Here is a 21,725-nt window from a genome sequence, read left to right as displayed (position 1 = left end):
ATATTTACTACATTTATCATCCATTCGTTTAAACATCAATTTTGTTGGTTTAAACCAAAAATACTCATGTGCAAAAAACCGCTTTAAGTTGAATAAAGCCCGGATCATTACCGATCCGGTCCAACAAAGTAAGCTTATATAACCTATCCGAGTACCATGACCAAACTAATACTGAATACCGCTATTTTTCTTATCCTAATAGTATGCTTTCAAGAAGCCCGACCACAGGGTACCCGGCTGCTGCGGCAACCTTCAGCCAGTGATACCCACATTGCATTTGCCCATGGTGGGGATATCTGGATCTCCGCACTTGACGGGAGCAATGTTAAACGCATCACCAGTACAGCAGCAGTAGAAGAAAACCCGGCGATCTCACCGGATGGCAAAACCATCGCTTTTAACTCCAATAAGACTGGATACCATGCCGTGTATACCGTTCCTGTTACTGGGGGGCAGGCCGAACAGCTTACCTGGCACCCTTCCGGTGCTTTTGTAAGAGGTTGGAGCCCGGATGGTAAAAGCGTCCTGTATGCCTCTTCAAGAGAATTCGCACCAAGACCATCTAACCGTTTATGGACCATTTCTAAAGAGGGTGGTGTCCCTCTGCTGCTCAGTGCCCAAAGGGGTTTTGACGGTTCCTTTTCCCCTGCTGGCGACGCTATTGCCATCGATCGCGTTACCCGTTGGGAATCCGAATTCCGGAATTACCGCGGAGGACAGAATACACCACTCATCCTGCTCAATCTTGATACACAGTCAGAAGTCCTGATCCCCAATGAAAGATCCATAGACCTGCACCCTACCTGGATCGACGATACCGTATATTTTCTTTCAGACCGGGAAGGAGGAGTCATGAACATATGGGCTTATTCGGTTGCGAACCAGGACCTGGAACAATTGACACAGTACAAGGGCTCCGATATCAAATGGTTATCGGGAAAAGATAAGCTGGTCTTTGAAAGAGAAGGTTATCTGCATATGATGGATCCGGCAACCGGGAATACGGAACAGCTCCAGATCAGTATCAGCGGAGATTTTCCATGGGCAGAAACCAGATGGGAATCTGTAGACGATTACGTAGGCTATACCTCTATCTCTCCCAGTGGTAAAAGGATATTGATGGAGGCCAGGGGGGATATCTTCACCGTACCCGTAGAATACGGAGATGCCCGCAACCTGACAAGTAGTTCGGGGGTTGCAGACCGCCGCCCCATCTGGTCTCCAAAAGGAGATCGTATTGCCTGGTTTACCGATGAAGGGCGTAATGGATATCTACTGAGGACTGCCCCACAAGATGGATTGGGAAGTACCCGGGACATTTCCCTGGGCGAATCTAAATTGGCCTGGGAACCGGTATGGTCTCCGGACGGCGAGTTCATCGCTTTTGTAGACGATGACCTCAGGGTTCGTGTCGTTGATATGCAGTCCGGGCAGATTAAAACCGTGGGAACGGGCGGAGTTAATATAGAGCGCGGAAATATGGGGCTCAGCTGGTCTCCCGATTCGCGATGGCTGGTCTATTCCAAGAGTGGCGATAACAATTTCAGGCGGATAGTGATCTGGTCTTCAGAGGAAAACCGGTCCCGGGAGATCACCAATGCATTTGCAGATGCTTCTTCCCCGGCATGGGACAGGGACGGGAAACACTTGTATTTCCTGGCGAGCACAGAAGTTGCCCTGGGATCCGGGTGGGTGAATACCAGTTCTATGAACTCGGACCCTGAATATGCTGTCTACGTGCTAAACCTGGATAAATCGGACAGCTCTCCTTTTAAACTGAGAAGTGACGAAGAGAACATAAAAAAAGAAGATAGCGAAGATAAAAAGGAGCAGAAAAAGGAAGAGTCCAAAGAAGAACCTTTGGTCGTAAAGATAGATTTTGACGGATTAGACCGCCGCATCATACCCCTCCCTATAGAAGATGCTAACTATCGCGGGCTGTTGCCCGGTCCTAAGGGTATTGTTTTTATCACGGAAAGAATACCGGGAGAAAGAGGCTTAAAGATTCATAAATACGAATTAGCTGAACGGAAATTATCCGATTATACAGGCGGAGTTTCTGACCTCTCTGTTTCTGCTGATGGAAGTAAAATGCTGCTTAAGGCGAAGGGCAGCTATAAGGTTGCCGATACGGATAAAAGTGCGGATGCCGCTAAAAGTGTCAACGTATCCCTTGAAGCTAAGGTAGACCACCGGGCCGAATGGGAGCAGATCTTTGAGGAGGCCTGGCGATACGAACGTGATTATTTTTACGATCCTAACCTTCACGGCAGGGATTGGCAGGTGGTGTATGATCGGTATGCTCCTATGTTACCTTATGTTCGACACAGGGAGGATCTTAGTTACATCCTGGACCAGATGAATGGCGAGTTATCCGTAGGGCATAGTTTTGTATTCGGCGGGGATTTCCCAAAAACAGGTGACCCAAAGACAGGCCTGCTGGGTGCAGACCTTGTACGTGAAAAGAACAGGTGGAAAATCAGCAGGATCTATACCACTGAGAACTGGAACCCCGAATTGACCAGCCCACTGGACGAACCGGGACTTAAAGTATCCCAAGGGCATTACCTGGTCGGTGTAAATGGGCAAGAATTAACCGCAGAACAAAACCCCTATCGCTTTCTCGATGGCACTGTGGACAAACAGACGGTACTGCATATTAATGACAAGCCTGTTTTTGAAGGCCACTGGACCATTACCGTAAAGCCCTTAAAGAGCGAGAATGACCTGCGCACCCGCGCCTGGGTTGAGGACAACCGAAGGATGGTTGATAGCTTGTCTAATGGCAAATTGGCCTATGTCTGGGTTCCCAACACCAGTGGGCAGGGATTGGTTTCCTTTAACCGTTACTTCTTTGCTCAACAGGATAAGGAAGGGGCAGTGATCGATGCCCGTTATAACGGGGGAGGACTCCTGGATGACTATATGGTTGATTTGATGACACGCGAGCTCCGCGCGGCCTATACCAACGAGGTTCCCGGGGCAGAACCCAAGGGTATGCCTGCAGGGATACTCGGCCCTAAAGTTTTACTGATCAATGAAATGGCAGGGTCCGGGGGCGACTTCTTTCCATGGGTTTTCCGGCAACAGAAAGCCGGCTTGCTGATCGGATCCACCACCTGGGGAGGCCTGGTCAAGAGTTCTGTTCATTACCGCCTGATCGACGGTGGAGCGTTAACCGCACCGGATAATGCTATCTTTGATCCTATCAAAGGAGAGTGGATAGGTGAAAATAAAGGCATATCCCCGGATATCGAGGTACGCCAGGATGCAAAATCCCTGTCAGAAGGGCGTGATCCACAGTTAGAGCGAGCCGTTACGGAATTGATGAAGCAATTGAAAGGACAGCCCAGGAAGATTCAGGCTCCTGCATTCTCCTCCCCTGCATCGAACGGGGGTAATTGATAGCCCGGAAAATTACGGTGAACATTAAACCTGCAATGATCTTTAATTGTAAACCAAAGTAAATGAGAATCATATGGACGAATTAGGAGGCTCTATCTGGTCGGCAGCTGTATTGTTATTCTTACTGATGGACCCCCTGGGGAATATACCCCTGGTTCTTTCAGTACTTAAAGGGATCCCGGCCAAAAGGCAGCGGGTGATCATTGCCCGTGAGCTGCTGATGGCCTTGGCCCTCCTTCTCTTGTTCCTCTTTCTCGGGAAACCCCTGCTCAGGTTTCTGCACCTGCAACAGGAAGCAGTTACTATTTCGGGCGGACTGATATTACTGATCATCGGGTTAAGGATGATCTTTCCCAAGCCGGAAGGAATTATGGGCCATCAGCCGGGGGGAGAACCTTTCCTGGTTCCTATCGCCATCCCCATGATCGCGGGACCATCCGTCCTGGCCATGCTGATCCTGATGACACAGAGCGGACCGGCGAAAATGACCAACTGGTTCTTTGCCGTGTTGCTGGCATGGGGTATGTCTGCAGTGATACTGCTCGCAGCTCCCATCCTACTGAGATTCCTGAAAGAGCGCGGACTGATCGCCGTAGAACGCCTGATGGGTATGCTCCTGGTCATGGTCGCCGTACAAATGCTCATCGATGGTTTCGAGGTATTGTTCCAGGCATAAATAAAAAACCCCGGGAAATCCCGGGGTTCTTTCTTCTTCATCTTAGCAACCTTTATTGGTCAATTGATCCTGTAACCCTTTTCATAAAAGCGTTCAGGGCTTCCTTTTCCGAAAGGCCATCCTTTTTCATCAATTCCCGGACTTCCAGGGAACCGGCGATATTAGAGATCAGTTCCCCGATCACATCCAGTTCTTCATCTTTGATGGCCCGGCTTTCCGTCAGGTGCTCCAGGAGTTCCAGGGCTTCAATAGCATAATCCTGGTCGTTCTCCTCGATAAACTGGTTCAGGTGCTTAATTACTGGTAGCCGCATCGATAAATTCTTTTAAGGAATCTACTTTGTTCGTCTGCACCTGCTTGAGCAGCTTCCCGTTTTTAAAAGCAGCAAATGTAGGCAGGTTATCAACCTTGGCTAGCTGCCTTGATTCCGGAAATTTCTCCGCATCAACCATGACAAAAGGAATATCTTCGTTTTCAGAAGCAAACCTCTTGAACTTGGGCTTCATCACCCTGCAATTGCCACACCATCCCGCGGAGTACTGTACCAGTACGGTGTCGTTCTCCTGGACGGTGGTCGCTAAATTGTCTTCAGTTATTTCCGTGTACATAGTTTTCTTTTTTAATTTAAAGAATGCTTCAGGTAAGAGGCTACCCCTTCCCTGTCTGCCTTCATGGCATCTTTTCCTTCTTCCCAGTTAGCCGGGCATACTTCCCCGTGCTTCTGTACGTGCTCGTATGCATCTACCAGACGAAGGAATTCGTTCACATTTCTTCCAAGCGGCATATGGTTGATCCCCTCGTGGAAAACAGTTCCTTCTTCATCGATCAGGTAAGTTGCCCTGTAGGTGACATTGTCCCCTTTAAGGATTTCAATACCTAACTCCTCATCAAATCCTTTATACTCCGCATCCAGGATACCAAGAGCCGAAGAAAGGTTACGGTTTGTGTCTGCCAGGATATTGTAAGTAACTCCTTCTATTCCTCCGTTATCTTTTGGGGTATTCAACCATGCAAAATGTACTTCCGGGCTGTCACAAGAAGCGCCGATAACCATTGTATTTCTTTTATCAAACTCTTTTAGTGCATCCTGGAAGGCATGTAGCTCAGTTGGGCATACAAAAGTGAAATCTTTCGGGTACCAGAAAAGCAATACCTTTTTCTTGTTCTTCACCGCTTCTTCAAATACGTTAAGGTGAATAGTATCACCCATTTCGTTCATTGCGGGTACTGTAATATTTGGGAATTTTTTACCTGTAAAGGCCATAGTATTTAGTTTTTATGTTTCTTAATTCAGGCTGCAAAAATACGAAGTAGTTACCGTAAAATAAAAGCGAGTTTTTCTATACCTCATAGGCTAAGTCTATCCTTTGTCAAGGCAATATAAACAGGGAGGATAGGTGCTTGCAAACTACTGCGGGAACAGGAAGCTGGAAGATGTGGAATTAGAAGAATTCCTTTTCCGGTTTTATCCCTTATCCATGAGTTTCATGGGAAGCTTAAATACGGCGTTTTACAAATGAAAAACAGCCTCCTAGTTTTTATATAATATTTTTCTTACATTTAATACACCCTAATCCTACGAATTGGACAATGATTCGATCTCAACAAGAGTTCGATTTGGCATTTAACCTTGCTGTTTCCCCCGGCATGTAACAACATCATTGTTTAACCAAAACATACCCGATGAATAAAAAGGAATGGTATTGCCTGCTGGGTACTACGTCCGGCGGCCTTGGCTTGGGAATACTCCTGCTGGGAACGGAGAGCCTTCAAATAGATTCACACACTACTTTTAACTTCTACGATACGTATTACGCCATCCCGTCGCTCTATGCCAATATCGCTTTGGTTGTTTTATCCTTCTTCATAGTCTATTTAGGAAGAATGCTCTACAGTAATTTCAGGATCACCGCTGTTAACCTGATCTTTATCGCGGCAACCATCCTTATGATGACTTTGATTTTTGGACTGACCACCTTGGTTAATGGCTCATTCAGCGATAACCTTGATTCGCTCAACAACCCCGAGCTAATCGACACAGGCCAATGGGCAGACAGCTTTCATAACCTGCTCACCATCATTCAGGGATTTTTATTGGGGCTGCTGGCTATCAGTGGGATAAAAACTTTACAACTCCTGAAAACCCGTTATTTTTATTGAAAATCTGACTTTTTATTTTCTACCTTTAAGTATAGCTCCCTACTGTTGTTTTCAGCTATTGATGGATTACCTATCCGCTGTTCTGAATGGCACCTCCGTCTACGGCTAGTAAAATATCTCAGTTTTTAAGGAGTAAGCACTTTTGTTTTATCCATGAAAACACCTGATAAACCGGCATGGTTGAAAGAAGCTGAAACCTGCCTGATTCGCTACTGTGGGGAATTCTCTCCCCTGATGATCACCCGTGCGGAGGGATCATACCTGTTTACGCGCGACGGGAAAAAGATCCTCGATTTTACTTCGGGACAGATGTGCTCTGTCTATGGTCATAACCACCCGGCTATATTAAAGGCAATGAAAGAGGCGGGGGAGCAATCCATCCACCTATTAAGTACTATGCTTTCACCGGCTGTGGTGCAATTAAGTAAGGAAATTGTCGATCTGTTACCGGAAGGGCTTGACAAGTGTTTGTTTATCAATACAGGCTCTGAATCTAACGAAGTAGCCCTCAGGATGGCAAAGCTAACTACCGGTGGGTTCGAGGTTATCGGCTTTGTAGGTTCCTGGCATGGAATGACCTCAGGGGCCCAGGCCAGCACCTATTCCCATACTCGTAAAGGCTACGGCCCAGCCATGCCCGGAAGCCTGGCCATCCCGGCACCTTATGCATATCGCTGCCCCATCTCCCATTGCAAGGACAGTTGTGATCACAGCTGCCTCGAGGCAGGTATGGCCTTAGTGGACCGGCAGTCTGTTGGCGCTTATGCTGCATTCATTGCGGAGCCCGTTCTCAGTGCAGCAGGAATTATAGATTTGCCCACGGATTACCTCAGGAAGCTTAAAAAGCTTTGTGAAGAACGCGGCCTGCTACTGATCCTCGATGAAGCTCAAACCGCGTTTGGTCGTGTAGGTCTCAACTTTGCATTTGAAAGGGATGGGATCCTGCCCGACTTTCTCACGCTCTCCAAAACCCTTGGTGGGGGTATCCCACTCGCCGCTACGGTAACCAGTTCGGCCATAGAAGAAGACTGCTATAAGAAAGGATTTCTCAATATTACCTCTCACATCTCTGATCCCCTTCCTGCCCATGTCGGCCTGGCGATGATCGCCGTCTTGCAACAAGAGAAGATGGCGGAACGCGCCGTTGAACAAGGAGTTTATTTAAAGCAACAATTATCAGAGTTACAGCAAAAATATGAATGTATAGGTGATATCAGGGGACGTGGCTTGCTCTTAGGCGTAGAGATCGTAAAGGACCGTGAAAGCAGGGAACCGGCACCAGAACTTGGCCATTCCATATCAGAACATTGTTTACAAAATGGACTCAGCATGAATATCGTGAGGGTTAAGGGAATGGGCGGTGTTTTCCGCATAGCTCCACCCCTGAATGTCAGCCGGGAGGAAATAGACCTCGGCATTGCCATTATGGATACTTCTATTGCCCAGGCATTGGAAAACTCTCGTGATTAGATTTGCCTAAACATGAGTATCTTTAGGACAGATTTATGAGCTATAACTGACGCCCTCATTCTTCTGCCTTAACACTTCCCATATGAAAAAATCACTGCTCTTCCTCTCTTTACTACTGCTCGTTCTGGGTTGTGCCGAAAATGTAAAAAAGAAAGAAGATTCTATTACGGGCAGGGCTTGGTGGAAAGAAGGAATCATCTACCAGATCTATCCCCGGAGTTTTAAAGACTCTGATGGGGATGGAATAGGTGATTTAAAGGGTGTGATAGAAAAGCTGGATTATATAGAAAGCCTGGGAGTAAACATGGTCTGGATGAACCCCATTTACAGTTCACCCAATGCTGACAATGGCTATGATATCAGCGACTATCGTGGCATCATGGAAGATTTTGGGGATATGGAAGATTTTGACCGTATGCTTAAGGGGCTCCATGACAGGGGTATTAAATTCGTCATGGATGTAGTGGTGAACCACAGCAGTGATGAGCACGAATGGTTTAAACAGTCGCGCAGCTCCCGTGACAACCCATTTCGTGATTACTACCACTGGTGGCCAGCCGAAAAAGGAAAACCACCTTATCGCTACAGCCTGTTTGATCCCAAGGGCGATGCCTGGAAATACGATTCTATTACAGACGCATATTACCTGCATTATTTTGCACAAAAACAGCCGGACCTCAACTGGGAAAACCCCAAGGTGAGGCAGGAAGTTTACGATATCATGAAGTTTTGGGCAGAAAAGGGCGTGGATGGTTTCCGCCTAGACGCTTTCCAGTATGCCAGTAAAGACACCACCTGGCCAGAACTCCCGGAAGGATTTGAGAAGAATGTCATCAAGTATTACGGCATGCAGCCGAACATCCACAAGTACCTGAAAGAGATGAACGAGCAAGTACTGAGCAAGTACAACGTGTTTGCCGTTTCCGAAGGGGCGGGTAGCACCTTTGAAGATGCACATTCGCTTGTGGATGCAGATAGGAAAGAATTGCAGATGGCTTATCATTTTGAAGGTATGGATGTAGGAAATAGCCTGGAAGGTTATAGACTTTCCGAATTTAAAGAGGTCTATACCAAGTGGGACAGTGCTTTTGCCGAAAAAGGATGGCTCTCTATTTTCCTCGCCAATCACGACGTTCCGAGAATGGTCTCCAAATTCGGGAATGACAGCACGGCTTTCCGGGCAGTTTCATCTAAAATGCTGAACACCTTTATCCTAAGCATGAGGGGTACACCATATGTATATTACGGGGACGAACTTGGTATGACCAATATCGGTTTTGATAGCATTTCACAATACCGTGATATTGCGGCGATTAATGGTTATGAAAAGGCATTATCTGCAGGTGAAGATATGGAAGCATATATGGCCAAACTTAAATTCTTATCCAGGGATAACGGGAGAACACCGATGCAGTGGGACACTACCGCACATGCCGGGTTTACGACCGGGGATCCTTGGCTACCCGTCAATGAGAATTATACCAAAGTGAACGTTGCCCTGGAAAGTGAAGACCCTAACAGCTGTCTAAATTACTTCAGGAAGATGGTAAATCTCCGGAAAAACAATCCTGTATTTGTCTATGGGAATTACCGTCTACTGCTTCCTGATCACCAACAGTTGTATGCCTATACGCGCAGCCTGGGGGAACTACAGGTCCTGGTAGTTATGAACTTCTCCGAGAAACCGGCGACCGCCATCCTACCCCTTGGCGATAATGCAGATATATTGATTAACAATTATCCGGATGTAGACATGGCTGCCAATACAGTGCAGATGAAACCCTACCAGGCATTGATATTTAATATTGATGATTAATACCGCTTAGCCCGATATTCTCATAGGTGGCACGCTTTTTGGAATTACTCTTTTACTAAATTTACTCAACTATGAAAAAGTACTTACTAAGACTGGCTATGGCCTTGGCAGCCATACTGATCATCCCAATTACGGGAAATGCACAGGATAAAAATTTTATAGATCAGCCGTACCTGGAAACCAATTCACGGGTAGATACCCTTGTTGTTCCGGACCGCATTTACCTAGGCATCGTTTTGCAGGAATCAGATTCCAAAGGTCGAACGTCCGTGGAAAAACTGGAAAATAAAATGGCCGCAGAATTACAGAAAATCGGTATAGATCTGCAAGATCAGCTCATGCTGGCCGACCTCTCCAGTAATTTCAAGGATTATTTTTTACGGAGTACCGATGTGCAAAAAAGCAAGGCATTTACTTTAGTGGTTTACGATGCACAGATGGCCGGGAAGGCGATAAAAGCCTTAGAAGGGGCTGGTATTTCTAACATCTCCTTTCGGGGGGCCGAGGTCTCTAACCTGGATGAGCTTAAAGTGAGTATGAGAAGCAAGGCCGTGTTAAAAGCAAAAGAACAGGCACAGGCCATGGTAGAACCATTAGGGCAATCTGTGGGAAAAGCACTTTACATCTCCGATCTGAGCACTGAATATACCCCCTACCAGGATCGTGGTCCCCGGGTCATGATGGAAATGGCCAAAAGCGACAATGCTGAGCCTATTGACGTACCTTTTAATAAAGTTAACGTACAAGCCATGGTGAACGTAAAGTTCATGATCCAATAAAGATAAACTGTACCAGAATAAAAACGCCTGTGAACATTCACAGGCGTTTTTATTTAAAGGCGGTCTACAGCTACTTTATAGGTTGGGTCCTCCAGCACATTGACTTCTATCAGCGCATCGGCATTGGCCAACAGCCTCCTGCAGTCCTGGCTGAGGTGTTTTAAATGAACTTTCTTGCCCATTTTAGAATATCGTTCGGTGATCTTGTTCAGGGCTTCAATAGCCGACATATCTACAATCCTGCTCTCAGCAAAATCTATGATCACCTCGTCCGGATCGTTGAGCACATCAAACTTCTCATTAAAGAGCGTAGTACTTCCAAAGAAGAGCGGGCCATAAATTTCATAGTGCTTTACCCCGTTCTCATCGATCCTTTTCCTCGCCCGGATTCGCTTGGCATTGTCCCAGGCAAATACCAAAGCAGAGATGATGACTCCTACCAGTACGGCCAGTGCCAGGTTGTGCAGGAATACGGTGACCAGGGTTACCAGTATCATAACAAGAACATCAGATTTTGGCATCCTCCTGAAGGTCCGTAGGCTGGCCCATTCAAACGTACCTAAGGAAACCATGATCATCAATCCTGTAAGTGCCGCCATAGGTACCATTTCTATAAAATCGGCCCCGAACATTACGAACATCAACAGCATTACAGAAGCGACGATCCCTGATAGCCTAGCTCTAGCCCCGTTAGAGGTATTGATAAGACTCTGACCGATCATTGCGCATCCTCCCATCCCGGAGAAAAACCCGGAAAGAATATTTGCTGTTCCCTGTGCTACCGCCTCTTTGTTACCTCGACCCCGGGTTTCCGTGATCTCGTCAACAATATTCAGGGTCAGTAGACTTTCTATCAATCCAACCCCTGCGACAATGGCTGCATATGGGAAGATGATCTGTAGGGTTTCCCATTCTAAAGGAATTTCCGGAATATGGAAAGGAGGGAATCCACCGCGTATCGAAGCGATGTCCCCAATAGACCTGGTGTCTATACCAAAAGCCAAAACGATCCCGAATACAATCAGTATGGCCGCAAGTGAAGCCGGGAATACCTTGGTGAGCTTGGGGAGTCCCCAGATCACTAACATGGTAAGCAATACCAGTCCCAGGAAAATGTAAAGTGTTGTTCCACTGAGCCAGCTCCCGTCAGCAGATTTAAATTGTACTAACTGTGACATGAATATGATAATCGCAAGCCCGTTCACGAAACCAAAAATCACAGGTTGGGGCACCAAACGCATCAGCTTACCAAGTCTGAGGAAGCCCGCAGCCATTTGAATCAACCCGGCCAGGATCACAGTTGCGAAGACATATTCTACCCCGTATTTCATGGCGAGGGAAACAATAACCACAGCAATAGCACCGGTTGCCCCGGAGATCATCCCCGGGCGTCCGCCCAGGATAGAAGTTACCAGCCCCATAACGAATGCGGCGTACAGTCCGGTTAGTGGGTTAAGCCCGGCGATCAAGGCAAACGCAATTGCTTCAGGAACCAAGGCGAGTGCCACGGTAAGTCCTGAAAGAATTTCCGTCTTATAGTTTACTTCCTGTGAAAAATCGAACAAATTGAGGTACTTCTTCATGCCCATTAGAAATTAAGGGGGCAAAAGTAAGGCTAATTCCCCGCATAACATGAGCTTTAACTGCTTTTGACAATTTGATAATTTACCAGGACTTCAACCCCAGCAATCGCTCTCCCAACGGAGATAATTTGGCAGTTTCGTATTTCTCCTGTTCCCAATTACGGGGATCACCCGGGAATGCATAACCCTGGGGGGCCACACGGTTCTTCCAGGAATGCACCCTCCATTCACGCATGGCTGCGTTATCCTCTTCTGCCGGCATCATAGAAATATACTGGGCAATCCTGACTTTATCTTCAGACCTGTTGGGTCGTATTCCATGCGGTTGCAGGCTATTAAATATCAGCAGGTCACCGGCCTCCATGGTCACCTTGACCAGTTTATCCTCCAGCCCACTGATATCCGGCTTAAAGGGATCCCTGTCTGCCGGCTGGGTCTTCTTCCATTGGTCATAATTCCGGTACAACCATGGGATGCACTGGAATCCTCCCATCTCTTCATCCAACTGATCCGCCAGGGCCAGTACACCCTGTACATTCTGTGGCTTTTTTTCCGGGTCGTAATCCCAGTGAATAAAGCCTTTTTGTTCGTAGCCGGGCCTGTTGGGAAAATTCAGGTTTGCCCGGTCTATGGTAACCCATAATTTCTCCGTTCCCCAGACATCCACAAATGCATGGTAAACCTTTTTAACCTGCCTGTTATCCCACAACAACTGGTGGTTATAAACTTCTACCATCCCGGTACCCGTTAATTCTTTCATACGCATTTCTGCACGGGGTGGTGTATACCAGCTTGCGGGATCTGCCGGGTCTTTCTCCTCAAATTCCCACAAGAAAGCCGCTGTGCGTTCTGCCTGGGCCCTGGAGACAGCATTCTTTACGACGATATAGCCATTCTGCTTCCAGAAAGCCCAATCGTCCTCGCTTAGAACCCTCAAAGCCTCTCCATTTTTCCTCTCGTTAAGCTTAAGTGTGCTGCTGGTGGCTGTAGAAGGGTTTCCGGGTATATCCTTGTGGGCTTTATTTGCCGGGTCGGGATTTGTATTTTTCATTACTGTTAGCTTATCCGGATAGGACATTTAAGATACAAAATTTACCTCCTTTCCTATGACCTCGGTATAAAAAGAATCACCCCGACCAAACGGCCGGGGCGATCCCTAACTAACTAACCAACTAAACAAACAAAACAAATTTTTATACTACTCTTTCGAGGGTCTTTTGCGCTCTACATTCATCAGGGGCAATTTCTCCCTGCTTCGAACTTTACTTTTCATTTCGGTACCGCCCTTCAGGTATTGCAGGTAGCCTCTACCCCTGAACTCATAAATCGTGCCACTTTCCGGGTGGTACAATTCTATGGCCTGGTCGTTAATGACATATAACTCAAAATAATCTTCTCCCATATAGTCGTAATCCAGGGTCAGGGTTTTAAGTCCACGGTCTCCGGCTATATTGAACACCCCGTAATCCCCCTCGTAATCCCATACGATTTCTGAAGGTGCCCTCCCGGGACCATCCACAGAAGACCGGAAAAAATCACCCTGTGCATTGAATTGAAGGTAGTTTTCTTCATCAAACTCGTTCAGCGCTCCTTCTTCACTGGTATAGACCTTCTCCCAGGCCTCGTACTCCTGCAAAAAGTAACGGATATTATCCAGGAACAGTCCATCGTAATCAAAAGCCGCTCTTTGGTAACCTTTAAGAAAATACGAGGTATCTGTAGCCGCAGAGTATAATTCTATGGTATTCCCGTTTACGGCAAACACCTCCAGCAACCAGTTGCCATCCAGGTCATGAGCGACTTCGACAATGCCCCGGAGGGTAGCGTAGCTTCCAACATCAATCCCAAGACCTCCACCGGTCTTCCCTATACCCACCAGGTTGTTATTGGCCAAAAGGACACCCCGATCAAAGGACACGGTAAACGCCCGGTCCAGGAAAGGAACGGAGCCGTTGCCCTGGGTCGCGGTGATATCCACGTACCATAGGTCAAAAGACTCGAGCACCTCACGGGTATTAAGGGCAGAGGTCTCTATATAACTGTCTTGTACCAGCACTTCCCTGGTACAGGAAGTAGCGATACCAACTAGTAAGATCATTGCGAGTAGTTGTATTGGCTTCATATGCTTCAATTTACAGCCATAGAAACAAGCTTCGTGCCAAAGTCTGTTTTTCCTTCTGGGTGCACTATAAGGTTTTCGCACTATTTTAAGTACTTTTGCCGCACATCCTGAAAACACAGAAAAGGCTCTATGGATAAGAACTTGAACTTTGCGGTTATAGGCGGGGGAAGCTGGGCAACGGCTATCGTAAAAATGCTTTCAGAAAATCTCGATAAGATCCATTGGTACATGCGAAGCCCTGAAACCGTGGCCTACATCAGGAAAAACAAACACAACCCCAACTACCTTAGTTCCGTGGAGTTCCACACGGAACAACTGGTACTGACCAGCGATATGAACCAAGCGGTTGCTGCAGCTGATATCCTGATCTTTGCCATTCCTTCGGCCTTCCTCGTTTCAGAACTGGAACAACTTAAAGAGTCCATGGAGGACAAGATCATTTTCTCGGCCATCAAAGGTATAGTCCCGGAAACCGGGAAGATCGTAGGGGAGCACATCCATGAAACCTATGACATCCCTTTCAGGAATATCGGGGTGATCACCGGACCTTGCCATGCAGAAGAGGTTGCCCTGGAGCGCCTGTCTTATCTGACCATTGCCTGTGCTGATGAAGAAAAGGCCAAGTACATGGCCAAGCGATTACAAAGCGACTATATCAGGACCAAGGTATCAAAGGATATACTGGGGACAGAGTACGCCGCCATGCTCAAGAATATTTATGCGATCGCCGCCGGTATTGCTCACGGCCTGGGATATGGAGACAATTTCCAGAGCGTGCTGATGAGCAACGCAATTCGGGAAATGAAGCGCTTTACCAAGCGCATCTACAAGATAGACCGTAATATTAACGACTCTGCCTACCTGGGAGACCTGCTGGTTACCGGGTACTCTACCTTCAGCCGGAACCGAATGTTCGGGAATATGCTTGGAAAAGGCTATACGGTAAAGAGTGCGATGATGGAGATGAAAATGGTTGCAGAAGGGTATTATGCAACAAAAGGCGTCAAAAAACTGAAGGCAGATATGAAAAAGCGGGTCAAGACTCCTATTATCGATGCGGTCTACGAGGTCCTCTACGATGGAGGAAATGCTAAAAAAGTGTTCCAGAAATTAACCGAAAAACTGGATTGACCAATATAGTCTATTACTTTATATATTCCTTCTCTACAAAATACTGCACTATAGCCTCTTTCATCAGGACGGACTGTTCTCCGGACTTTAATTCCGGCAGCATCTCCCGGATCTTATAGTGTGGCCATCCCTCATCGTCAAAGTAATCAAATTCATAGTACCCATAGGGTTCCAGAAGCCTGCAGATCGCAATATGCATCAGGTTGATCTTCTCGTCCTTCTTAAATTTCCGGTGCAATTGTCCCAGTTCCTGTACGCCCACGAGGTAGATAATCGCATCCAGTTCTAACGGATCCCCGTCAGAAAATTGGGCAGACAGTTTTTCGACCAATAGGTCCCACCGTTCTTTAAGTTGTTGGTCTCTTACCATAATTCCTACTCTTATCTGCATCACCCTTCCCGGACAGGTGAGAATTCTGTTAATTTTCAAAGCCCAAAGGTACAAATCTAAGTACTATATTTGCGTAAACACCAGGATGTCATTTTTAGATATTGTATTGGGATTATTACTGATCTGGGGACTTTATAAAGGCCTCAGGAACGGACTGATCATCGAAATTGCCACCTTGGTCGCCCTCATTGCCGGGCTCTATGGCGCTATTCGTTTTTCCTACATTACAGGCGCATTCCTTGAAGAACACATGCAATGGGACCAACAGTACATGAACCTGATCGCGTTCATCATTACTTTTATCCTTATCGTTATCATCATCAACCTGGTTGGCCGCTTACTGACCAAAATTGTAGATTTCGCGATGATGGGCTGGTTGAATAAACTGGCAGGCGGTGTATTTGGCACACTAAAAATTGCGGTGATGCTGGGCACCTTCCTACTATTCCTTGAAAGGGCTAATACCTCTATTAAATTTTATAAGGACACTGAGACCTCTTCCTCTGTCCTGTATGAACCCCTGCGCGACATCGGTGCACTGGTTTTTGAAAAAGTGATCCCGGAGATCACAGAACCTGAACCAGAGAAGGAGTTACAATTCTTGTAGGAAAATTACGCGCATTTTATCGGCAAAAAGTGTTTTTAAACCAATAACCGTTCATCGGGAAAGGTGCATAAAATATAGATGTACGACACGAATAATGTCATAGCTCGGTCAAATTGGGTCTATAATCGAAAAAATGCCCTCCTTTTCTTACATCCACCTCCCCTCGGCTAGTTTTGGAATAGAATCAGCAGACAATAATGTTCACGATTCCCCCAAATACTGAATGTTAACTAAAGGTTTTCCCCCATGAAAAAGTTTTTACTTCCTATCGCTATAGTTCTTACGGTTCTGATGAACACCTCTTGTAGTAAAGAAACCGTTATTAATTTCGAGGACGACAGTGCCTACGAACTAGGTTCTATCGAGGCAGAAGCAGGTGCCGACAACCAGGTAGACATTGAAAAAGCGATATTAGCGCTTACCAATGAGCACAGGCTGGCCATGAATTCTAACGAGCTGGACTTTAGCCCTGCTGCGTACGAAGAAGCAAATAACCACACAGATTATATGATCAGCAAGGGTAAGCTGAGCCATGATAAATTCCAGGAAAGAGCCTATAAGATCTCCACCAAAGTAAAAGTAAAACAGGTTGCAGAAAATGTTGCCCGTCATTACGATACCGCCCAGGAAGCTTTTGAGCACTGGTTAGGCAGCCCGGATCACCGCAGGTCTATTGAAGGTAACTATACCCATACTGCGATCAGTGTTAAAGTTGATAAGAACGGAAAATTCTATTTTACACAACTCTTCTACCGTTAATAGCCTTTTTATAGATCAGGAATGCTTATTTTTAATTGCCGTGTACCTGCTGTCCAACTAAAGTTTACCAGGTCAGCCTAACAGTCCATGGTAATAACAAAATTGCATACCCATGAGCATCAGGCCCCCTTTTAATCTTCACCAATGGATAGAAGAAAACCGTGAAACCTTAAAACCTCCCGTAGGCAATAAGAATCTTTATAAGGATGCGGGCGACTATATTGTTATGATCGTTGCCGGACCTAATGCGCGTAAGGACTACCACTACAACGAGACCGAAGAATTGTTTTTCCAATTAGAGGGGAACATAGAAATCCATGTTCAGGTAGAGGGTGAAAAAAAGACTATGAAATTAGGGCCCGGGGATATGTACCTGCACCCCTCCAAAATACCACATTCGCCGGTGCGCCATGAAGGATCTATCGGACTGGTCGTTGAACGAAAGAGGGCAGAGATGCAAGTGGATGATGGCCTGCTATGGTTCTGTGATAATTGCAATCATAAATTGTACGAAGCCTATTTTACCCTTCACGATATTGAAAAAGACTTTTTAAAGCATTTTATACATTTCTACGGATCCGAAGAATTACGCACGTGTAATAATTGCGGTACCGTTATGGAAGTTGATGAAAGATTTGTCGCGGGGGAATAAGTAACGACAACGTAATTTCCTGCCTATAAAGCTCACCATCTAAAACTTATAAACCGCGCAAAGTTCTCGATCCCACTTCTCTATAAACTCCTTAAGTTTTGTAGCTTTGTGAGAATCTCACAAATATTCTAAAAAAGTTACAAAATGTCACAAATAGCAGAAGCAACAGGAATTCAATCTGCCCTCGATAAACTGGGCATTCTCGAAATAAATAACGGGAGTTCTACCGGTTCGGAAAACTTTTCATCCGGGGAACTGATCGCTTCCTACTCCCCTGTAGACGGCGCCCTGATCGGGAAAGTAAAGGCAACTACCAAAGAAGATTATGAAAAGGTTTTAAGTACGGCCACCGAAGCTTTTAAAATCTGGCGTAAAAAACCTGCCCCACTTCGCGGAGAAGTAGTTCGGCAGGTGGCAGACCGGCTAAGGGAGCTTAAGGAACCCCTTGGTAAGCTGGTTTCTTACGAGATGGGGAAATCCTACCAGGAAGGGCTTGGAGAGGTACAGGAAATGATTGATATCTGTGATTTTGCTGTTGGCCTATCCCGCCAGCTTCACGGTCTTACCATGCACTCGGAAAGACCCGGGCACCGTATGTATGAGCAATACCATCCCCTTGGGGTCGTAGGAATCATTTCTGCTTTTAATTTCCCTGTAGCTGTTTGGTCCTGGAATACAGCCCTGGCATGGGTATGCGGAGATGTTTGTGTATGGAAACCGTCAGAAAAAACTCCGTTAACCGGGATTGCCTGCCAAAATATTGTAGCTGACGTTTTTAAAGAGAACGGTCTGCCGGAAGGGATTTCCTGCCTGATCAACGGGGATTATAAAGTGGGAGAATTCATGACCCATGATAAGAGGATCCCGTTGATTTCTGCTACAGGTTCTATCCGCATGGGTAAAATAGTTGCACAGGCAGTAGCCTCAAGGCTTGGTAAGTCGCTACTGGAACTCGGTGGAAATAACGCCATAATAGTAACACCGGATGCCGATATTAAAATGACCGTCATCGGGGCCGTTTTCGGCGCGGTAGGTACTGCAGGCCAGCGCTGTACTTCTACCCGGAGACTGATCATCCACGAATCGATCTATGACCAGGTTAAACAAGCTGTGGTAGATGCTTACAAGCAATTGCGAATTGGGAATCCGCTGGATGAGAATAACCATGTGGGGCCATTGATCGATAAAGATGCCGTTTCCAAATACCAGGCAGCCCTGGAGAAAGTGAAAGAAGAAGGTGGGAAAATAATTGTTGAAGGCGGGGTGCTATCCGGTGAAGGCTATGAAAGTGGTTGTTATGTAAAACCTGCAATCGCAGAAGCAGAGAATAGTTTTGAGATCGTACAGGAAGAAACTTTTGCCCCAATCCTTTACCTTATGAAATATTCCGGTGATATTCATAACGCCATTGCCCAACAGAACGGTGTGGTACAAGGCCTGTCCTCGGCTGTCATGACCAATAACCTGAGAGAAGCGGAGGCGTTTCTTTCTGTTGAGGGTAGTGACTGTGGAATTGCCAACGTCAACATCGGTACTTCGGGCGCAGAGATCGGTGGCGCCTTTGGCGGTGAGAAAGAAACAGGGGGTGGACGAGAGTCCGGTTCTGACGCCTGGAAGATTTATATGAGAAGGCAGACCAATACAATCAACTACACCACTGAGCTTCCCCTTGCCCAGGGAATTAAGTTCGAGTTGTAAGAAATACTGCTCTAATAATGATAAAAACCCCGGTATTCTCCGGGGTTTTTTTATGCCTTGCTGTCATTTTACAGGCTTTCCCTATTAATACTATGTATAATTATTTTTTAATACATTGTAGAACAAACACTAAACCAACCGATTATGGAAATTGAATCTTTGAGTCTCCTTCACTGGGCCCTGCTGATCCTCATAGGGATTGTAGGACTCATTATGGGCTTTTACCTTGGGAAAGGAAGTAAAAAAAATAGTATTGACCCTGCATCCATAGCTGTTCTTGAAAACAAGAACAAAAGCCTTCAATCAGAACTTGAGGCCTGCCGTAAGAAGGTAGAAAAACTCGGTAGTGAAGCTCAAACTTCAGATACAGGCTTTGACGCCGTTTCTGCTAAATCGGTCTTCGGGAAACGGATCAAGGAAAACGACCTGAAGCTAGTTGAGGGAATAGGCCCTAAAATTGAAGGCCTATTCCATAATTTTGACATCAAGACCTGGAAAGACTTGTCTGAAGTCACGGTAGAACGATGTTATGAAGTGCTTAGCTCAGGAGGAGACCGGTATAAGATCCATGACCCGTCATCCTGGCCTATGCAGGCAAAGATGGCCCACCAGGGAGATTGGAAAGCCCTCCACAAGTGGCAGGTAGAACATAAGCACGGTAAACTATAGGGTCCCGTTGGCCTCTACCCATTTAAACTGGTACTGGTCTTCAGGGAACTTCATCCGTTCGGAGATTCGCTCAAGTCGTGCAGGCAGTTTTACCAAGTAATCACGTGCCTTTTCAGCTTCATCAGAGAGGCTGCGAAGATTTTCAATATCCCAGTACGCATTCAGTTTCTGGAGAATTTCTATATAATCTTGCGAGGTGTAAACACCTAAACGCTGGGCGCAATTAGAAAAATTCTCAAAGGCGGTACCAATGGTCCCTCCTGATTCTCTCAGGAAGTGGGCGGGCATAACGATCTTCATTTTCATCATGTGCGCAAAGGCGAGGATCATACCGTTGGGATCCTGCTCCAGTATGGTCTTCACGAATTCTCGATACGCCAGGTGGTGACGCATTTCGTCCCCGGCAATGATAGTACACATCTTACCCAGCAGGGCATTCCCCTTCTTCTTGGCCATCTGGCCTACCCTCTTATGCGAGATATTGGTTGCCAGTTCCTGGAAACTGGTATAGATGAAATTTTTATAGGGATCCCTGTCCGTACCGATGTCAAAGCCATCTGCCAGCAAGTGCTGGGTAGATACTTCCATTTCGCGCATATTTACACGCCCGGACAAGTAAAGATATTTGTTGAGTACATCTCCATGGCGGTTTTCTTCAGCTGTCCAGGCTCTCACCCATTTAGCCCAACCTGTTTCCTCTTCTGTATGCTGGTTAATTCCTTCTACATCCATTAACCAGGATTCGTAAGTAGGCAGTGCCTCTTCCGTAATGGTATCGGCAACCATAGTCACCCAGAAATCATAACCAAGCTCCTTAGATTCTTCACGTAGCTGTTCTACCTCGTCCAGGAAATTATCTCCTTGAGGATCCGGCAGAAAATCCGAAGGTTGCCAGATATCTTCGATAGGAATTAGAAAAGAATCCATATATCCTTGCACCTTAGGCTCAATTGCCTGCATTACTTCTAGTCGTATATTCTTAGTAGCCATTTTAATCCGCTTATGTTTTACAAAGTTCGTATATAATATACTGAATCCATCATAAAAAAATACCAATCTTTAGTTCCTTCCGTTCTCTTCGGGGTATAAAGTGTGTACTGCGTCACTCTGCCAGTACTCTTTAGTCTCAATATCCAAAACAGTCAGTGGACCCTTAAAAGCGGCGCCGGTATCAATGTTCCAAACATTCCCGGCTTGCTGCGGAGTTGTCTCCCCCATCCGCGTCACCGGGGTGTGACCAATATAGATCTCCTTATAGTTCTTAAGCCTGGGCGGATAACTCGGGTCTTCCCTGTCTAATTTGGGGTCCAGGGCTCTTGCCATTTCCCACAGGGTCCTGTCCCAATAAAAATTAAAACTCTGGTATTCATGGGCAACTCCTTTCAAGTTGGTAAACCCGGCATGCAGGAAAAGGTATTCGTCATCCTTGAGGAAATAATCATCTAATTGATCATAAAAGGTAAGGTGCTGGGCCTGTATGTCTTCTCCCCATTTCCGGTAAGAGGCCATTGTCGCCTTACCCCCATGCTGTTCCCAGAGGGGATTATCATTCCCTGTCCTCAGCCAGTCCGCACAGAGGACGTCGTGGTTCCCCCGGATCAGCACGCAATTATGGGTTGTTTTCAGTTCCATCAGGTAGTTCACGGTTTCAACAGCATCACTCCAGCCATCTACATAATCGCCTAGAAATATCAAGCGGTCCTCCGCACTTAGCTGTGCCCGTTCCAAAACCTGTTCCAGGGCTCTTAAGCCTCCATGGATATCACCTATCACTAAATTTCTCATAAGACAAAAATCGCAATTCCAA

21 protein-coding genes are annotated in these 21,725 nt (G+C 46.3%); 12 read left to right on the top strand and 9 right to left on the bottom strand.

Features of this window, described 5'->3' with window-relative positions; translation table 11 throughout:
• The first annotated feature begins 156 nt into the window (after positions 1-156).
• The gene (locus PP178_RS04980; RefSeq protein WP_272593204.1) at positions 157-3,405 is read left to right on the top strand and encodes a S41 family peptidase; all 3,249 of its coding nucleotides are present in this window, start codon (positions 157-159) and stop codon (positions 3,403-3,405) included.
• A 73-nt stretch (positions 3,406-3,478) separates the two neighbouring features.
• Positions 3,479-4,081 carry a MarC family protein gene (locus PP178_RS04975; protein WP_272593203.1) on the top strand — a complete coding sequence of 201 codons (603 nt, stop codon included), beginning with the start codon at positions 3,479-3,481 and terminating at the stop codon, positions 4,079-4,081.
• A 52-nt stretch (positions 4,082-4,133) separates the two neighbouring features.
• On the opposite strand, the gene PP178_RS04970 is transcribed toward PP178_RS04975, so the two are convergent.
• From PP178_RS04970 to PP178_RS04960, 3 genes are read right to left on the bottom strand one after another with little or no spacing between them, the layout of a single operon-like run.
• Positions 4,134-4,394 (bottom strand): DUF6952 family protein, encoded by a 261-nt coding sequence (locus PP178_RS04970; protein ID WP_272593202.1) that lies wholly within the window; start codon positions 4,392-4,394, stop codon positions 4,134-4,136.
• Complete coding sequence (locus tag PP178_RS04965; protein ID WP_272593201.1) at positions 4,375-4,689, bottom strand: thioredoxin family protein; 315 nt, start codon at positions 4,687-4,689, stop codon at positions 4,375-4,377. The genes PP178_RS04970 and PP178_RS04965 overlap by 20 nt, the downstream gene beginning before the upstream one ends.
• An 11-nt stretch (positions 4,690-4,700) precedes the next feature.
• Positions 4,701-5,345 carry a peroxiredoxin gene (locus PP178_RS04960; protein WP_272593200.1) on the bottom strand — a complete coding sequence of 215 codons (645 nt, stop codon included), beginning with the start codon at positions 5,343-5,345 and terminating at the stop codon, positions 4,701-4,703.
• A 419-nt stretch (positions 5,346-5,764) separates the two neighbouring features.
• Between PP178_RS04960 and PP178_RS04955 the strand changes: the two genes are divergently transcribed.
• The 4 genes from PP178_RS04955 to PP178_RS04940 all read left to right on the top strand — a co-directional run bounded on the left by PP178_RS04955 (position 5,765) and on the right by PP178_RS04940 (position 10,306).
• Positions 5,765-6,241 (top strand): hypothetical protein, encoded by a 477-nt coding sequence (locus PP178_RS04955; protein ID WP_272593199.1) that lies wholly within the window; start codon positions 5,765-5,767, stop codon positions 6,239-6,241.
• A gap of 153 nt (positions 6,242-6,394) precedes the next feature.
• Entirely contained in the window at positions 6,395-7,711 is a 1,317-nt protein-coding gene (locus PP178_RS04950; protein WP_272593198.1) for an aspartate aminotransferase family protein, read from the top strand.
• An 82-nt stretch (positions 7,712-7,793) separates the two neighbouring features.
• Positions 7,794-9,527 carry a glycoside hydrolase family 13 protein gene (locus PP178_RS04945; RefSeq protein WP_272593197.1) on the top strand — a complete coding sequence of 578 codons (1,734 nt, stop codon included), beginning with the start codon at positions 7,794-7,796 and terminating at the stop codon, positions 9,525-9,527.
• 71 nt (positions 9,528-9,598) lie between these two features.
• Complete coding sequence (locus tag PP178_RS04940; RefSeq protein WP_272593196.1) at positions 9,599-10,306, top strand: SIMPL domain-containing protein; 708 nt, start codon at positions 9,599-9,601, stop codon at positions 10,304-10,306.
• 53 nt (positions 10,307-10,359) lie between these two features.
• Here PP178_RS04940 and PP178_RS04935 read toward each other — a convergent pair whose 3' ends face one another.
• From PP178_RS04935 to PP178_RS04925, 3 genes are all read right to left on the bottom strand, one after another.
• Positions 10,360-11,889 (bottom strand): SulP family inorganic anion transporter, encoded by a 1,530-nt coding sequence (locus PP178_RS04935; RefSeq protein WP_272593195.1) that lies wholly within the window; start codon positions 11,887-11,889, stop codon positions 10,360-10,362.
• Between the two features lie 82 nt (positions 11,890-11,971).
• The gene (locus PP178_RS04930) at positions 11,972-12,940 is read right to left on the bottom strand and encodes a phytanoyl-CoA dioxygenase family protein (protein WP_272593194.1); all 969 of its coding nucleotides are present in this window, start codon (positions 12,938-12,940) and stop codon (positions 11,972-11,974) included.
• Between the two features lie 147 nt (positions 12,941-13,087).
• Positions 13,088-14,011, bottom strand: a complete 924-nt coding sequence (locus tag PP178_RS04925) for a nicotinic acid mononucleotide adenyltransferase (protein ID WP_272593193.1) — start codon at positions 14,009-14,011, stop codon at positions 13,088-13,090.
• Between the two features lie 129 nt (positions 14,012-14,140).
• On the opposite strand from PP178_RS04925, the gene PP178_RS04920 reads away from it, so the two are divergent.
• Positions 14,141-15,142, top strand: a complete 1,002-nt coding sequence (locus PP178_RS04920; protein ID WP_272593192.1) for an NAD(P)H-dependent glycerol-3-phosphate dehydrogenase — start codon at positions 14,141-14,143, stop codon at positions 15,140-15,142.
• Positions 15,143-15,155: 13 nt separating this feature from the next.
• Here the strand turns inward: PP178_RS04920 and PP178_RS04915 are convergent, their stop codons facing one another.
• On the bottom strand, positions 15,156-15,512 hold the full coding sequence (locus PP178_RS04915) for a hypothetical protein (protein ID WP_272593618.1): 357 nt from the start codon (positions 15,510-15,512) through the stop codon (positions 15,156-15,158).
• Positions 15,513-15,618: 106 nt separating this feature from the next.
• Here PP178_RS04915 and PP178_RS04910 point away from each other — a divergent pair, with 106 nt between their 5' ends.
• The 5 genes from PP178_RS04910 (at position 15,619) to PP178_RS04890 (ending at position 19,918) form a co-directional block, all read left to right on the top strand.
• Positions 15,619-16,140: a CvpA family protein gene (locus PP178_RS04910; protein WP_272593191.1), complete on the top strand. Its 522-nt coding sequence runs from the start codon at positions 15,619-15,621 to the stop codon at positions 16,138-16,140.
• Between the two features lie 246 nt (positions 16,141-16,386).
• Complete coding sequence (locus PP178_RS04905; RefSeq protein WP_272593190.1) at positions 16,387-16,899, top strand: CAP domain-containing protein; 513 nt, start codon at positions 16,387-16,389, stop codon at positions 16,897-16,899.
• A gap of 112 nt (positions 16,900-17,011) precedes the next feature.
• Entirely contained in the window at positions 17,012-17,551 is a 540-nt protein-coding gene (locus PP178_RS04900) for a 3-hydroxyanthranilate 3,4-dioxygenase (RefSeq protein ID WP_272593189.1), read from the top strand.
• A gap of 144 nt (positions 17,552-17,695) precedes the next feature.
• Positions 17,696-19,249: an L-piperidine-6-carboxylate dehydrogenase gene (gene amaB / locus PP178_RS04895; RefSeq protein ID WP_272593188.1), complete on the top strand. Its 1,554-nt coding sequence runs from the start codon at positions 17,696-17,698 to the stop codon at positions 19,247-19,249.
• A 144-nt stretch (positions 19,250-19,393) separates the two neighbouring features.
• The gene (locus tag PP178_RS04890; protein WP_272593187.1) at positions 19,394-19,918 is read left to right on the top strand and encodes a hypothetical protein; all 525 of its coding nucleotides are present in this window, start codon (positions 19,394-19,396) and stop codon (positions 19,916-19,918) included.
• On the opposite strand, the gene PP178_RS04885 is transcribed toward PP178_RS04890, so the two are convergent.
• Positions 19,913-20,908, bottom strand: a complete 996-nt coding sequence (locus PP178_RS04885) for an acyl-ACP desaturase (protein ID WP_272593186.1) — start codon at positions 20,906-20,908, stop codon at positions 19,913-19,915. The genes PP178_RS04890 and PP178_RS04885 overlap by 6 nt on opposite strands.
• A 69-nt stretch (positions 20,909-20,977) precedes the next feature.
• Complete coding sequence (locus PP178_RS04880) at positions 20,978-21,703, bottom strand: metallophosphoesterase family protein (protein WP_272593185.1); 726 nt, start codon at positions 21,701-21,703, stop codon at positions 20,978-20,980.
• Positions 21,704-21,725 lie beyond the last annotated feature (22 nt).

Origin of the sequence: Zeaxanthinibacter sp. PT1 (assembly GCF_028464225.1) — a bacterium.
GTDB lineage: Bacteria > Bacteroidota > Bacteroidia > Flavobacteriales > Flavobacteriaceae > Zeaxanthinibacter.
Note: the sequence above shows the minus strand (reverse complement) of the source record. Positions and strands in the feature narration are given on the sequence as shown.